The sequence below is a fragment of the Pseudomonas sp. genome, assembly GCF_050739995.1.
GTDB lineage: Bacteria > Pseudomonadota > Gammaproteobacteria > Pseudomonadales > Pseudomonadaceae > Aquipseudomonas.
Map to the genome: position 1 here is coordinate 1 of NZ_JBOICG010000289.1, position 16,120 is coordinate 16,120.

10 protein-coding genes are annotated in these 16,120 nt (G+C 61.3%); 9 read left to right on the forward strand and 1 reads right to left on the reverse strand.

Annotated features, from left to right (window positions below; all coding sequences use genetic code 11):
• Positions 1 to 46: 46 nt before the first annotated feature.
• On the reverse strand, positions 47 to 832 hold the full coding sequence (locus tag ACRESD_RS09855) for a response regulator transcription factor (protein WP_431750743.1): 786 nt from the start codon (positions 830 to 832) through the stop codon (positions 47 to 49).
• Between the two features lie 201 nt (positions 833 to 1,033).
• On the opposite strand from ACRESD_RS09855, the gene ACRESD_RS09860 reads away from it, so the two are divergent.
• The 9 genes from ACRESD_RS09860 to ACRESD_RS09900 form a co-directional block, all read left to right on the forward strand.
• Positions 1,034 to 2,398, forward strand: a complete 1,365-nt coding sequence (locus ACRESD_RS09860; protein ID WP_431750744.1) for an APC family permease — start codon at positions 1,034 to 1,036, stop codon at positions 2,396 to 2,398.
• Positions 2,399 to 2,407: 9 nt separating this feature from the next.
• The gene (locus ACRESD_RS09865) at positions 2,408 to 3,511 is read left to right on the forward strand and encodes a P1 family peptidase (RefSeq protein ID WP_431750745.1); all 1,104 of its coding nucleotides are present in this window, start codon (positions 2,408 to 2,410) and stop codon (positions 3,509 to 3,511) included.
• Positions 3,512 to 3,878: 367 nt separating this feature from the next.
• A complete protein-coding gene (locus tag ACRESD_RS09870; protein WP_431750746.1) occupies positions 3,879 to 5,312 on the forward strand; it encodes a serralysin family metalloprotease in 1,434 nt (477 codons plus the stop codon).
• A 48-nt stretch (positions 5,313 to 5,360) separates the two neighbouring features.
• Positions 5,361 to 5,729 carry a protease inhibitor Inh/omp19 family protein gene (locus ACRESD_RS09875; RefSeq protein WP_431750747.1) on the forward strand — a complete coding sequence of 123 codons (369 nt, stop codon included), beginning with the start codon at positions 5,361 to 5,363 and terminating at the stop codon, positions 5,727 to 5,729.
• Positions 5,730 to 5,833: 104 nt separating this feature from the next.
• Complete coding sequence (locus ACRESD_RS09880) at positions 5,834 to 7,585, forward strand: type I secretion system permease/ATPase (protein ID WP_431750748.1); 1,752 nt, start codon at positions 5,834 to 5,836, stop codon at positions 7,583 to 7,585.
• Positions 7,582 to 8,895 carry an HlyD family type I secretion periplasmic adaptor subunit gene (locus ACRESD_RS09885; protein WP_431750749.1) on the forward strand — a complete coding sequence of 438 codons (1,314 nt, stop codon included), beginning with the start codon at positions 7,582 to 7,584 and terminating at the stop codon, positions 8,893 to 8,895. The genes ACRESD_RS09880 and ACRESD_RS09885 overlap by 4 nt, the downstream gene beginning before the upstream one ends.
• Positions 8,896 to 8,897: 2 nt before the next feature.
• The gene (locus ACRESD_RS09890) at positions 8,898 to 10,232 is read left to right on the forward strand and encodes a TolC family outer membrane protein (RefSeq protein ID WP_431750750.1); all 1,335 of its coding nucleotides are present in this window, start codon (positions 8,898 to 8,900) and stop codon (positions 10,230 to 10,232) included.
• Positions 10,233 to 10,262: 30 nt separating this feature from the next.
• A complete protein-coding gene (locus tag ACRESD_RS09895) occupies positions 10,263 to 13,220 on the forward strand; it encodes an autotransporter domain-containing protein (protein WP_431750751.1) in 2,958 nt (985 codons plus the stop codon).
• 115 nt (positions 13,221 to 13,335) lie between these two features.
• A partial coding sequence (locus ACRESD_RS09900; protein WP_431750752.1) for an autotransporter domain-containing protein occupies positions 13,336 to 16,120 on the forward strand: 2,785 nt, incomplete at its 3' end.

A 16,120-nucleotide genomic window follows, 5' to 3' on the forward strand; every position in this document is an offset into this window, starting at 1 on the left:
TCGCAGGCAAGCCAGCTCCCACATTTAGACTGAGCAAGATCCAGTGTCAGGGGTTCTCCAGATCATGCCCCAACGACTGGATAAACAACGAAAACAGCTCCGGTTGTGACGAGATATCCAGCTTCGCGTACAGATGTCGCCGGTGCACCTTCACGGTATCCGGCGAGATCTTCAGGCGCTCGGCCATGGCCTTGGATGAGAACCCGCGCAACACCAGGCGGGCGACTTCCAACTCGCGCTCCGACAGCACACCGCTGCCGAAATGGCTCAGCGCATCCCGGATCTGGCTGTCCATCGCCGGGGCTCGTTCGGTGCTTTGTTGCCAATGTTGCTGCATCAACGGCAGCACCCATGCCGCCAGCGTGGTCATCAACCCGCTTTCATCGAAACTGAACCGCCGTTGCATGCCCAGGGACAACGACAGCGTGCCCGCGCCCGGCAGTTGCAGGATGAATTGCATCTCATCTTCCAAGACGTTGTCGTGGAAGTAGTTGAGGAAGTACTCACTCTGGCGAAAATGGTCCGGCGCCACTTCTTCCAGGCGGTACACGCCGCTGGCATACCCTTCGCGGCACGCCTGGAAAAACGGGTCGAGCAAATACAAGCCATTGAGGTACACCAGCATCGACGCCGGTTTGCTGCTGGGCTGGGCGTCGTACTCCTCCAGCGCCTGGGGCGGGCCTTCCAGTGGGTAGAAGATCGCCAGGGCGTTATCGAAGGGCAGGCACTGATGCAGCAACAGCACCAGCTGTTTCCAGAACCGCTCGGTGCCGATCTGTGAGACGGTGCGCCCCAGCCCCGCATGCATGCCGATTTCCCTGAATAGGCTCATGTAACAGGCTCCCGCCGAACAAAAGATCGGCCAAGGGTTCGGCTTTTGTCAGGGGGCGTCAAGGGGAGTACGCCAATAGGGGAATTGGCTGGCACGATCCTAGCCGATACCTTCGGGATCATTCAGCGGGAAACATATCCCGCAATCCATCAGATTTTTCGTTTCTGCCTCACACCAAAAACAACGACAGAGGATAACGATATGAGTGCTTCTCCCGCGCCAGATGGCGTTCTCAAGCCCACCTTGAGCGTCTTCGATGTGGTGGCCATCACCGTTTCGGCGGTCACGCCGGCCAGTTCCGTGTTTGTCATCGCGCCCTTTGCCATCCAGCAGGCTGGCAGCGGTGTGTTCCTCGCCTTTGTGATGGCCGCTTTGCTCGCGCTGATGTTCGCCTTCTGTTACGCCGAACTCGGCCGCGCCCACAACAGTGCTGGCGGTGAATATGTCTATGCCAAGCGCGTTTTCGGCGGCATGGCTGGTTATGCGACGTTTTTGACCGTGCTGGTGATGTTGCTGTTTATCCCACCGGTGCTGGCAACGGGGGCCGCGACGTATCTCAATAACGCCTTGGGCACGAAATTCGATTCGCAAACCGTGGCCCTGGTGATCGTGGTGTGCAGCTACGCCCTGGGCATTCTCAATATCAAGCTCAATGCCTGGATCACCGGCACCTGCCTGCTGCTGGAAGTAGCGGCATTGTTGGTGATCGTGTTTATCGGCTTTGGCAACCCGGTGCAGCCGGCCAGTGTGCTGTTTCAGCCGCAGATCGTCGAAAACGGCATGCTCCATCTGGCACCCTGGGCCTTGGTGATCGGCGCGGTCGGTATTGGCCTGTTTTCGTTCAATGGCTACGGCCCGGCTGTGCTCCTGGCCGAAGACATGAAGTGCGGCGGCAAAGGCGTACACAAAGCGGTGTTGTGGTCGCTGGGGCTGGTGGTGGTGATTGAGCTGGTGCCGATCACCGCGTTGCTGATCGGCGCGCCGTCGCTGAGTGCGATGATCAGCAGCCCGGACCCCATCGGTTATCTGTTGACCAGTCACGGCAATGAAACCCTGTCACGTCTGGTCAGCGCAGGCATCTTCCTCTCGGTGTTCAATGCCATTGTGGCCATCGTCATCCAGATCGGCCGCGTGGTGTTCAGCAGTGGCCGCGATGCACTGTGGACACCCACCATCAACAAATTGTTCACCCGCATTCACCCGCGCTGGGACTCACCCTGGCTGGCGACGCTGTTCCTGGCCGTGCCCTCGGCGTTGTTGAGCTTCAGTTCCAACCTGGCCGATCTCACCTCGTTCAGCGTATTGCTGATCATGCTGGTGTACCTGGTGGTGGCGTTGAGTGCGCTGATGAGCCGGGTATTGCTGCGTGATCGCGAGCACCCTTACCGCATGCCGTTGTGGCCGCTGCCAGCGCTGTTGGCCGTGCTGGGCGCGGGTTATCTGCTGGTGACGTTGATCTATGCAGCGTCAGTGCGGGACATCATGATCATCATCGGCCTGCTTGCTACGTCGGTGATTCTGTATTGCATCAGTGGCCGGTTGAGTCCGGCGTTCCAGAAATTGTAAGGAGTGGTTATGCGTGCACGTCAATTGGGCATCACGTTGGGGCTGGGCACGCCCGGCGAATTGAATGCCATCACCGATGTTCCGGGCGTCCGGGTCGGCCACACCACGCTCAAGACCCGCATCGACGGCAAGCAGGTGCGCACCGGCGTCAGTGTGATCCAGCCGCGGGCCGGGGAGGCGCGTCATCAACCCTGCTTCGCTGGCTATCACGTGCTCAACGGCAACGGTGATGCCACGGGCCTTGAGTGGATCAGCGAAGCGGGGCTGCTGACCACGCCGTTGGCCATCACCAATACCCACAGCATCGGCATTGTGCGCGACACCCTGATCGCCCTGGAGCGCGAACGCCTGGCGGACCCGGCCGTGTATTGGTGCATGCCGGTGGTGATGGAAACCTATGACGGCCTGCTCAACGATATCTGGGGTCAGCACGTGAAACCCGAACATGTGCGCGACGCGTTGAGCGCTGCCGAATCCGGCCCCGTGCAGGAGGGCGCGGTGGGCGGTGGCACCGGGATGATCTGCCACGAGTTCAAGGGCGGCATCGGCACCGCATCGCGGCGCTTGCCGACGGAGCAGGGCGGCTGGACCGTCGGTGTGCTGGTGCAGGCCAACCACGGCAAGCGCCAGGAGTTACGCGTGGATGGCTACCCAGTGGGGCGCCATCTGATGGAGATTCCTTCGCCGTTTGCCGAGCGCGGTACGCCCGGCATGGGCTCGATTGTAGTGATCATCGCTACCGACGCGCCGCTGCTGCCACATCAATGCCAGCGTCTGGCGCAGCGCGCCTCCATCGGTATCGCCCGCACCGGTGGCGGCACCGAAGATTCCAGCGGCGACCTGTTCCTGGCCTTCGCCACCGGTAACCAGGATATTCCCGCGGCCGATTACGGACGCAAAGACTTGCCCCTGAGCACCCCCCTGAACATGGTGAATAACGATCATATTTCGCCGCTGTTCAGCGCAGCGGCAGAAGCCGTGGAGGAGGCGATTATCAACGCTCTGTTGGCCGGTGAGGACATGAGCACCGAGGAGGGCGTCACGGTGCCGGGACTTGCCGGTGAGGTGCTAATTAGCGCATTGAATAAGTCTGGCTGGAGTGTGTCCCGGTAATCGGGGACAACGCACTTTAATAGTGCAAATAGTGGCTCTTTAATGTTGCTTATGACACCGTGTCAATATATTGGATCCATTAATCAAGTAAGCCGTTCAACTTGAGCGGCTTTACCTCTATTTAATATTTAAATAACAGTCGGCGACGAATTGCCGCGCAACGCCAATAGCCCCCAATAAATGCTGGATGCCACTTCCTCAAGTTGAATCTACGTCACATTTTCAGTGCGGAAATATTTGTAGACGAAAGATTTCAAGTTGTGTCAGTTTCGATACGCCTTCAAAAGAGGCGAGTGATAGGACGATCTCGCCCGCGAGGTTCCTATCGAACAAAGACTGATGCACTTGCAAACAAGGAAGTACGTTTATGTCAAAAGTAAAAGACAAAGCTATTGTTTCTGCAGCGCAAACCAGCACCGCGTATTCGCAGATCGATAGCTTCAGCCATCTGTACGACCGTGGCGGTAACCTCACAGTCAATGGCAAACCGTCCTACACCGTGGACCAGGCAGCCACCCAGCTGCTGCGGGATGGTGCCGCGTACAGGGACTTTGATGGCAACGGCAAGATCGATCTGACCTACACCTTCCTCACCTCGGCCACCCAGTCCACCATGAACAAACATGGTATCTCCGGGTTCAGCCAATTCAACGCCCAGCAGAAAGCACAGGCCGCACTGGCCATGCAATCCTGGTCGGATGTCGCCAACGTGACCTTTACCGAAAAGGCCTCCGGTGGTGATGCACATATGACGTTCGGCAACTACAGCAGTGGCCAGGACGGCGCAGCTGCCTTCGCTTACCTGCCCGGCACCGGCGCAGGCTACGACGGCACTTCGTGGTACCTGACCAACAACAGCTATACGCCGAACAAGACTCCGGACCTGAACAACTATGGCCGGCAGACCCTGACCCACGAAATCGGCCACACCCTGGGCCTGGCTCACCCTGGCGACTACAACGCCGGGAATGGCAACCCGACCTATAACGACGCGACCTATGGACAGGACACGCGTGGCTACAGCGTCATGAGTTACTGGAGCGAGAGCAACACCAACCAGAACTTCAGCAAAGGCGGGGTAGAAGCCTACTCGTCCGGCCCGCTGATCGACGACATCGCCGCGATCCAGAAGCTCTACGGCGCTAACTACGCTACCCGCGCCGGCGACACCACCTACGGGTTCAACTCCAACACCGGGCGTGATTTCTACAGCGCCACTTCCAATGCCGACAAGCTGGTGTTCTCGGTATGGGACGGTGGTGGCAATGACACCCTGGACTTCTCCGGTTTTACCCAGAACCAGAAGATCAACCTCAATGAAGCCTCGTTCTCCGACGTTGGCGGCCTAGTGGGCAACGTGTCCATCGCCAAGGGCGTCACCGTCGAGAATGCTTTTGGCGGTTCAGGCAACGACCTGATCATTGGTAACAGTGCAGCCAACATCATCAAGGGCGGTGCCGGCAACGACATCATCTACGGCGGTGGCGGTGCGGACCAACTGTGGGGCGGCGCCGGCAACGACACCTTCGTGTACGGTGCCAGCTCCGACTCCAAGCCAGGGGCGGCGGACAAGATCTTTGACTTCACCTCCGGTTCCGACAAGATCGACCTCACCGGCATTACCAAAGGTGCAGGCTTGAGCTTCGTCAATGCGTTCACCGGCCATGCCGGCGATGCTGTACTGACCTACGCCTCGGGTACCAACCTGGGTACGTTGGCAGTGGACTTCTCCGGGCACGGCGTGGCGGATTTCCTCGTCACCACCGTTGGCCAGGCAGCTGTCACCGACATCGTGGCTTGATGTAAAGCGCGCGGCGCCCCGGCGCCGCGCTCTATGATGGAGCAACTGATGCCGCGTTTTTCCCATTTGATCGCCTGTGCTTCGCAGGTGTTGTTCGTATCGGCAGGAGCCCAAGCAATGGCGAGCAGTCTCGTGTTACCCACTACCGCCCAGTTGGCCGGGCATTGGGAGTTGAAGCAACAGGATCAGGTCTGTGCGCTGGACCTGCTGGAACAGGCCAATGCCCTGGCGGGCGATGTGGCCTGTGTTGAGCAATGGCTGGGTGATAAGCCCCTGACGTGGTCACCGACGCCGGACGGAATCTGGCTGATGAATGCCGAAGGCACCGGCATCACCCATTTGAATCGCCAGAAAGAAGGTGAATATAAAGGGCGAACACCGTCAGGTTCGGAAGTTGTATTGCAACGAACACCTTAGTTAACAGTTATAAGCATATAACTAGATTTTTATAGTTGGCCGTCCCTTGTTCAGGGGCTCGGGCAACTATTGCGCGTAATTCGCTTCAGGGAAGATCAGAAGATATGGCGAAGTCCCATGCGGTTGCGCCCTTATTCAGGGCGCTGGGTGAATACAAGAGTATTTTGATCAGCATCGGCTGTTTCACCGCATTGATTAACCTGTTGATGCTGGTGCCGTCGATTTACATGCTGCAAGTGTATGACCGCGTGCTGTCCTCCCAGAATGAAACCACCCTGGTGATGTTGACGCTGATGGTCGTGGGCTTCTTTGCCTTTATCGGCACCCTGGAAGTCGTGCGCAGTTTTATCGTGATCCGTATCGGCAGCCAGTTGGAGCGGCGTTTCAACTTGCGCGTCTACAAGGCGGCTTTCGAGCGCAACCTGCAGCGCGGCCAAGGGCATGCCGGGCAGTCCCTGGGCGACTTGACGGTGATCCGCCAATTCATCACCGGGCCTGCGCTGTTCGCGTTTTTCGATGCGCCGTGGTTTCCCATCTACCTGTTCGTGATTTTCCTGTTCAACGTATGGCTGGGCGTATTGGCGACAGCGGGCGCGGTGATCTTGATCGCGCTGGCCTGCCTGAATGAATACCTGACCAAGAAGCCTTTGGGTGAGGCGGGCGCCTTTTCCCAGCAGTCGACCCAGTTGGCCACCAGCCATTTGCACAACGCCGAGACGATCCAGGCCATGGGCATGCTCGGTGCCTTGCGCAAGCGCTGGTTCGCCGTGCATTCGCAATTTCTCGGCTATCAGAACAAGGCCAGCGACACCGGTTCGGTGATCACCTCGTTGAGCAAATCATTGCGCCTGTGCCTGCAATCCCTGGTGTTGGGGTTGGGCGCTTTCCTGGTGATCAAGGGTGATATGACCGCCGGCATGATGATCGCCGGTTCCATTCTCATGGGGCGCGTGCTCAGCCCTATCGACCAACTGATTGCCGTGTGGAAGCAGTGGAGTTCGGCCAAGCTGGCCTACCAGCGCCTTGATGACCTGCTGCGCGAGTTTCCTCCGGAAGTCGAACAGATGGCATTGCCGGCGCCCCAAGGTCAGGTGAGTTTCGAGCAGGTCAGCGCAGGCCCGCCGGGGCGACGTCTGGCGACCCTGCATCAAGTCAGCTTCAACCTGGGTGCCGGCGAAGTGCTGGGCGTGCTCGGCGCGTCGGGCTCGGGTAAATCCACCCTGGCCCGCGTGCTGGTCGGTGTGTGGCCGACCCTTTCCGGCACCGTGCGCCTCGACGGCGCCGACATTCACCGCTGGGACCGCGATGACCTCGGCCCGCATATCGGCTATTTGCCCCAGGACATCGAACTGTTCAGCGGCAGCATCGCCGATAACATCGCGCGTTTTCGCGATGCCGACCCGGAACTGGTGGTGAAGGCCGCGCAACAAGCCGGGGTGCACGAGCTGATCCTGCGCTTGCCCCAGGGTTACGACACCTTGTTGGGCGACAACGGCGGCGGTCTGTCCGGCGGCCAGAAGCAACGGGTGGCCCTGGCCCGTGCACTGTACGGCGCACCGCGCTTGATTGTGCTGGATGAACCCAACTCCAATCTCGACACCGTCGGCGAAGCGGCCCTCGCCAGTGCCATCGTGCAGATGAAAGCCCAGGGCTCCAGCGTCGTGCTGGTGACGCACCGCTCTTCAGCGTTGGCCCAGGCCGACAAATTGGCGGTGCTTAACGAAGGACGGTTGCAGGCGTTCGGGCCTAGCCAGGAAGTGCTGCGCGCCTTGTCGGGCCAGCAGGAAGCACCACGGGAAAAGGCCGGTGTGAGCCTTAGCCGTCAGTATCAAGCCGGAAGGAACCCAGGCGCATGAGCAGTATGACCTTTGAACCCCGTTTTAAAGAGCGCGACGCCGGATTCTTCGTGAAAATGGGCTGGTGGCTGACGATTGTCGGTGCTGGCGGTTTTTTCCTATGGGCCAGCCTGGCCCCGCTGGACCAAGGTATTCCGGTGCAAGGCACGGTGGTGGTGTCGGGCAAGCGCAAAGCCGTGCAAACCCTCAGCCCCGGCGTGGTCAGCCGGATTCTGGTGAAGGAGGGCGAGCAAGTGAAACAGGGCCAGCCGCTGTTTTTGCTTGACCAGACCCAGCATCAAGCCGACGTGCAGTCGCTGCAGGCTCAATACCGCATGGCCTGGGCGAGCGTGGCGCGGTGGCAGAGCGAGCGCGATAATCAAGCCAAAGTCAGCTTTCCCGCCGAGTTGAGTGCCAACCCCGATGCTGCCCTGGCGTTGGTACTTGAAGGCCAGCGTCAACTCTTCAGCAGTCGCCGTGAAGCGTTTGCCCGTGAACAGGCGGGGATTCGCGCGAATATTGAAGGCGCTACTGCGCAGTTGGATGGCATGCGCCGTGCCCGCAGCGACCTGACCGCCCAGGCGCAATCCCTGCGCGAGCAACTGAGCAACCTGCAACCGCTGGCCGACAACGGCTATATCCCGCGCAACCGGCTGATGGACTATCAGCGTCAGCTGTCCCAAGTCCAACAGAACCTGGCGCAAAACACTGGGGAGAGCGGTCGGGTGGAGCAGGGCATCCTCGAGTCTCGGCTCAAGTTGCAGCAGCACAGCGAGGAATATCAAAAGGAAGTGCGCAGCCAACTGGCCGACGCGCAATTGCGCAGCTTGACCCTGGAGCAGCAACTGACTTCGGCGGGTTTCGACCTGCAACACAGCGAAATCAACGCACCCGCCGACGGCATTGCGGTCAACCTCGGCGTGCATACGGAAGGCGCCGTGGTGCGTGCAGGCGAAACCCTGCTGGAAATCGTGCCCCAGGATACGCGCCTGGAGGTAGAAGGGCACTTGCCGGTGCATCTGGTGGACAAGGTGGGTACCCATCTCCCGGTCGACATCCTCTTCACCGCCTTCAACCAGAGCCGCACCCCACGTGTGCCGGGCGAAGTCAGCCTGATCTCCGCCGACCAGATGCTCGATGAAAAGACTGGCCAGCCGTACTACGTGCTGCGCACCAGCGTCAGCGACGCCGCGCTGGAAAAACTCCACGGTCTGGTGATCAAGCCGGGCATGCCCGCCGAGATGTTCGTACGTACCGGCGAGCGCTCGTTGCTCAATTACCTGTTCAAGCCGCTGCTCGACCGCGCCGGCTCTGCGTTGACCGAGGAATGAGCATGAAGTCAGTGTTCATCACCTTGCTGTTGGCCTGCGGCAGTGCCCAGGCGGCCATGGGCCCGTTCGATGTGTACGAACAGGCCCTGCGCAACGACCCGGTATTCCTCGGCTCGATCAAGGAGCGCGACGCCGGCCTGGAAAACCGCACCATCGGCCGCGCCGGGCTGCTGCCGAGGCTGTCCTACAACTACAACAAAGGCCGCAACAACTCCGAGGCTCACCTGCCGGACGGGCGTGGCGGCAGCTACCGCGATGATCGCAACTACAACAGCTACGGTTCCACCTTCAGCCTGCAACAGCCGTTGTTCGACTATGAAGCCTATGCCAACTACCGCAAGGGCGTGGCCCAGGCGCTGTTTGCCGATGAGAGCTTTCGTGACAAAAGCCAGGCGTTGCTGGTGCGGGTACTGAGTTATTACACCCAGGCGTTGTTCGCCCAGGACCAGATCGACATCGCCCGCGCCAAGAAGAAAGCCTTCGAACAACAGTTCCAGCAGAACCAGCACCTGTTCCAGCAAGGCGAGGGCACCCGCACCGACATCCTCGAGGCCGAGTCCCGTTATGAACTGGCCACCGCCGAAGAGATCCAGGCGCTGGATGAGCAGGACGCGTCCCTGCGGGAACTGGGGGCGTTGATCGGCGTGCAAAGCGTCAACATCAATGACCTGGCGCCGCTGAACCAGAGCTTCGCCGCCTTCACCTTGACCCCGGCCAACTACGACACCTGGCATGAACTGGCGATCAGCAATAACCCGACGCTCGCGTCCCAGCGCCAGGCCGTCGAGGTCGCCCACTATGAAGTGGAGCGTAACCGCGCCGGGCATTTGCCGAAGATTACCGCCTATGCCAGCTCGCGCCGGCAGGAGTCCGACAGCGGCAACACCTACAACCAGCGCTACGACACCAACACCATCGGCGTCGAGTTCAGCCTGCCGTTGTATGCCGGTGGTGCCGTCTCGGCGTCCACCCGCCAGGCCAACCGTGCCATGGAACAGGCCGAGTACGAGCTGGAAGGCAAGACCCGCGAAACCCTGATCGAGTTGCGCCGTCAGTTCAGTGCTTGCCTGTCGGGGGTGAGCAAATTGCGCGCCTATCAAAAGGCCTTGGTGTCGGCCGAGGCGCTGGTGGTGTCGACCAAGCAAAGCATCCTCGGCGGTGAGCGGGTCAACCTCGATGCACTGAACGCCGAGCAGCAGTTGTACAGCACCCGTCGCGACCTGGCCCAGGCGCGTTATGACTACCTGATGGCCTGGACCAAATTGCACTACTACGCAGGCAACTTGCGTGACACCGACCTGGCGAAAGTCGATGAGGCCTTCGGCCCGGTGAAGTGAGCACCTATAAAAACAATAAGGATGGTTTAGATGATCACCGATTCACCACGCTTCAAACCCTTTACCGCAGGCTCATTGCTGCTGTTGTCCGTTGCGGCGCAGGCGGCTTACACCGAGATCGGCCAACCGGGTGACCCCGCCAGTTGGCGTACCGCCGAGTTCCAGAGTGACTGGGGCCTGGGGCGCATGAAGGCTGATGAAGCCTACGCCGCCGGCATCACAGGCAGTGGCGTCAAGATCGGTGCCCTGGACTCGGGCTTCGACCCCAATCACCCGGAAGCCTCCAAGGACCGCTACCACCCGGTCACGGCCACCGGCACCTACGTCAATGGCAGCCCGTTCAGCACCACTGGCGCACTCAACCCCAACAACGACTCCCACGGCACCCACGTCACCGGCACCATGGGCGCGGCCCGTGACGGTGTGGGCATGCATGGCGTGGCCTATAACGCGCAGATCTACGTCGGCAATACCAACGCCAACGACAGCTTTCTGTTCGGTCCGACCCCGGACCCCAAGTACTTCAAGACGGTGTACACCGCGCTAGTGGATTCCGGGGTACGCGCCATCAACAACAGTTGGGGCAGTCAGCCTAAGGACGTCAGCTACCAGACCCTCGGTGACCTGCACGCCGCCTATGCCCAACATTACAACCAGGGCACCTGGCTGGATGCAGCAGCAGACGTGGCCAAGGCCGGTGTCATCAACGTGTTCAGTGCTGGCAACAGCGGTTATGCGAATGCCAGCGTGCGCTCGGCGCTGCCGTATTTCCAACCGGAACTGGAAGGGCATTGGCTTGCGGTGTCGGGCCTGGATAAAGCCAACAACCAGAAGTACAACAAGTGTGGCATCGCCAAATATTGGTGCATTTCCACCCCGGGCGCGCTGATCAACAGCACCATCCCCGACGGCGGCTACGGCGTGAAATCCGGCACTTCGATGTCGGCCCCCCATGCCACTGGCGCGCTTGCGCTGGTGATGGAGCGCTATCCATACATGAACAATGAGCAGGCGTTGCAGGTGTTACTGACCACCGCCACGCAGCTCGATGGTTCGATCACCCAAGCCCCCAATACCACCGTCGGTTGGGGCGTGCCGGACCTGGGCCGGGCGATGCACGGGCCGGGGCAACTGCTGGGCGCGATGAACGTGAACCTCGCGGCCGGACAAGGCGATGTGTGGAGTAATGGCATCACGGATCAGGCGCTGATCCAGCGACAGGCCGAAGACCGTGCCGAGCACGCCGCCTGGCAACAAACCCTGATCGACAAGGGCTGGCAAAACGGCGTGGCCACCAATGCCAGCCAACAGGACAAGACCGATTACGCCATTGGCACCGCACGAGACCAGGCCGCCGCCAACCGCGTGTACGAAGGCAGCCTGATCAAGTCCGGTGCCGGCCGATTGGTGCTCAGCGGTGACAACACCTATCGCGGCGCGACCACGGTCAACGGTGGCTGGTTGGCCGTCAATGGTTCGCTCGCGTCGGCGGTGACCGTCAACGACAGCGGCACCCTCGGCGGCTCGGGGCGGATCGCGGCATTGTCCGTGAACAACGGCGGCAGCGTGGCGCCGGGCAACTCAGTGGGCACCTTGCAGGTGGCGGGGGATGTGAACCTGGGGGTGGGTTCTACGTACGCCGTGGAGCTGACACCCACCAGCAGCGACCGCATTGTCGCGGGCGGCAAAGCCGTATTGGGCGGCGGCACTGTGACCCTGGCGCTGGAAAACAGTCCCACATTGCTCAGCCAGAACCAGGTCCAAAGCCTCATCGGCCGTCAATACAACATCCTGCAGGCAGCGGGCGGCGTTCAAGGGCAGTTCGGCCAGGTGCTGCCCAACTACCTGTTCCTCGGCGGCACACTCGACTATGCGGCCAACGGCGTGCAGCTGGATGTCGGGCGCAACAACGCTTCGTTCGCCAGCGTGGCCGCCACCCGTAACCAGCGCAATGTTGCCGCTGCGGCCGAGCAATTGGGCGCGGGTAACCCGGTGTACGAAAGCGTGTTGCTCTCGGATTCGGTCGCTGCGGCCCGACAAGGCTTGCAGCAGCTGTCCGGCGAGATCTACCCGGCCATCGGCGCGATGTTGATCAACGACAGCCTGCAACTGCGCGATGCCGTGGGCGAGCGCCTGCGCAACGTGCCAGTGAACGGTGAGCGCAACCTGTGGCTCAAGGCCCTCGGCGCCTGGGGCAAGACCGACAGCCGCAGCGAAACGGCGGGCTCGACCACCTCCATCGGCGGCCTGTTGGCCGGTGTAGACGGCGCGTTGGATGAGCAGACCCGCATCGGTGTGGTCGCCGGCTACAGCGACAGTTCGTTGAACATGGGCAGCGGCACTCACTCATCAGCGTCCATCGACAGCTACCACCTCGGCGCGTATGCCGGGCGTGAGCTGGGCGACTGGCGTGTGAGTGTCGGCGGTGCCTACAGCTGGCATCGCGGCGATGTGAAACGTGACCTGCAATACGGCGCCGTCAGTGGCAAGCAAAAGACCAAGCTGGATGCACGCACGGCGCAGCTTTTCACCGAAGCGGCCTACCGCATTCACCTGCAACCGTTGGCGCTGGAACCCTTCGCCAACCTGGCCTACGTGCACCTGGACAGTGACTCGTTCCACGAAAAGGGCGACGCCGCCGCACTGGAACGCGGCAGCGATCAGCGTGATGCGGTGCTCAGTACCTTGGGTGTCCGCGCGCTGAAAACCCTGGCTCTGAACGATCACCAGCAGCTCGAACTCTCGGGCTCGCTGGGCTGGCAGCACAGCCTCACGGCGGTGGAATCCGAAGAACACTTGGCGTTTGTCGCCGGCGGGCCGTCCTTCGCCGTGGGCAGTTCGCCGTTGCTGCGCGATGCGGCGCTGGTTGGCGTTCAGGCCAGCCTGGCGTTGAGCCCATCGACGCGGGTCAACCTGGATTACAACGGCCAATTGGGTGGCCGGGAGAAAACCCAGGGGGTGGGTTTGAGCCTCAACTGGCAGTTCTAGGCACACCATAGATCAAAAGGTGGGAGGGGGCTTGCCCCTCCCACAGTGGTCGGTGGTGACGGGCTGAGATTTTGATTTCCAAAAAAGTGCAATAAGAAAACTAAGGAAGGTCACCGTGAACAAACGAACTATCGCCACTCACACAGGCCCGGGCTACCCGCTCAAGGCTCTGAGCTGCGTGCCATACGGCGCGTTGCTGTGCTGCCTGGCAAGCTTGGGAACCGCCCAGGCCGCACCCTATGTGGAAACCGGCAAGCTGGGCGACGCCGCCAGTTGGCGCAGCAATGAATTCAAGGCCGACTGGGGCCTGGGGGCTATTCACGCCGACACGGCCTACGCGGCAGGCTACACCGGCAAAGGCGTCAAGCTGGGCATCTTCGACCAGCCGGTGTACGCCCAGCACCCGGAGTTCGCCAGCCCAGACAAAGTGGTGACGATAGTCACCGAGGGTATCCGCCAATACACCGACCCCTACATTCCGGTAAAGGCCGGTGATGCGTTCCGTTATGACGGCACGCCGTCCCAGGACTCCAACGGCAAGTTGGGCAACCACGGCACCCACGTTGGCGGGATTGCCGCCGGCAACCGCGATGGCGGACCGATGCACGGCGTGGCGTTCAACGCGCAGATCCTCAGCGCGGAAAACGGCGACCCCGGGCCAGAAGACGGCATCATCCTCGGCAACGACGGCGCGGTGTACAAGGCCGGTTGGGATGGGTTGGTCGCCAGTGGCGCACGGATCATCAACAACAGTTGGGGCATCGGTATCGGCGACCAGTACGCCAAGGGCGGCCGCGATCCGGCGTACCCGAATTTCACCGTCAATGAAGCCCAGGCGCAGTTCAACAACATTCGGCCGATCCTCGGCACGTTGGCCGGTGGTGCTTATCAAGGTGCGATCGATGCGGCTCGCAGCGGCGTGCTGACGATCTTCGCGGCCGGCAACGACTACAACCGCAACAACCCGGATGCGATGTCAGGCCTGGCGTACTTTGTGCCGGAGATCGCGCCGAACTGGCTGTCGGTCGCGGCGTTGCAGCAAAATCCGGACACCACCAGTACCACGCCGTATGTGATCAGCACGTTCTCGTCACGCTGTGGCTATGCGGCCAGTTTTTGCGTGTCGGCACCCGGCACCAAGATCTTCAGTTCGATCATCAACGGCACCAACCTGGACAACCTCACCAGCACCTGGGCCAACAAGAATGGCACCTCCATGGCCGCGCCCCATGTGGCCGGTGCGGCGGCGGTGTTGATGGAGCGCTTCCCGTACATGAGCGGCGAGCAAGTCTCCACCGTGCTGAAAACCACCGCCACCGACCTCGGCGCGCCGGGCATCGACTCGCTGTATGGCTGGGGCATGATCAACCTGGGCAAGGCGGTCAACGGGCCGGGCATGTTCATCACGGCGGAGGATATTCCGGCTGAGTTCCGTATCAACGGGGCTTACGGCAGCGGGCAGTTCGTCGCCGATCTACCGGGTGTCGGGGCGGTAGTGGATGCCGGCAAACCCACCCAGCGCTTGTGCACCGACGTGCATTGCGGACGGGACGTGTGGAGCAATGACATCTCGGGCCACGGCGGCCTGACCAAACAGGGTATCGGCACATTGGTGCTGACCGGCACCAACACCTACAGCGGACCGACGTTGGTCAACCAGGGCTTGCTGGCGATCAATGGCTCAGTCACCTCCGATGTCACCGTCAGCCAGGGCGGCGTTGTCGGCGGCTCCGGGCATGTCGGCTCGCTGGCTGCGAAAAGCGGCGGCACGGTGGCACCGGGTAATTCCATTGGTACCCTGAATGTGGCGGGCAATGTCACGTTCGACGCCGGTTCGACCTACGCGGTGGAGTTGTCGCCGACCAGCAGCGACCGCATTGTCGCAGGTGGCACGGCCACGCTGAATGGCGGCACCGTGACCCTGGCCCTGGAAAACAGCCCGACTTTGTTGAGTGTGGCCCAGGCCGAAAGCCTGGTTGGCCGCCAGTACAACATCCTGCAAGCCGCTGGCGGTATCACCGGCAGCTTCGGTGCGGTATTGCCCAATTATCTGTTCATCGGTGGCACCTTGAACTATGCCGCCAATGGCGTGCAGTTGGACGTGGCCCGCACCAACAGCTTCGCCAGCGTCGCCGCGACCCCCAACCAACGTGCGGTGGCCGCGGCTGCCGAGCAATTGGGCGCGGGTAACGCGGTGTATGAAAGCCTGTTGTTGGCGCCGAATGCCGCCTCGGCACAAGGTGCATTCCAGCAACTGAGCGGTGAGATCTACCCGGCCTTGCAGAGCGCGCTGATCAACGACAGCCGTTATGTCCGTGAGGCGGTGGGCGAGCGTCTGCGCAACGGTGAGATGGGCGCTACCAGCGCTACCCTCGACAGCCGTGGCAACGTGTGGGTCAAGGCGCTGGGCGCATGGGGCAAGACCGACAGCCGCAGCGATACGGCGGGCTACACCACTTCCATCGGCGGCATGCTCGCCGGGGTGGATGGTGCACTGGATGAGGCCACTCGTATCGGCGTGGTCGCCGGCTACAGTGACACCTCGTTGAACATGGGCAGCGGCACCCACAGCCGTGCCTCTGTCGACAGCTACCACTTGGGCGCGTATGCCGGGCATGAAATCGGCGCCCTGCGTCTGAGTGGCGGCGCGGCGTACAGCTGGCATCGCGCCGATGTGAAGCGTGACCTGCAATACGGCGCTGTTTCCGGCAAACAGAAAGCCAAGGTCGACGCCAGCAGCACCCAGGTATTTGGCGAAGCGGCTTACCGCATCAACCTGCAACCACTGGCCCTGGAGCCGTTCGCCAACTTGGCCTACGTGCACCTGGACACCGATGGCGTTACTGAGAAGGGCGATGCCGCTGCACTGAAAAGCCGTGACGACAGCCGTGACGTGGTGC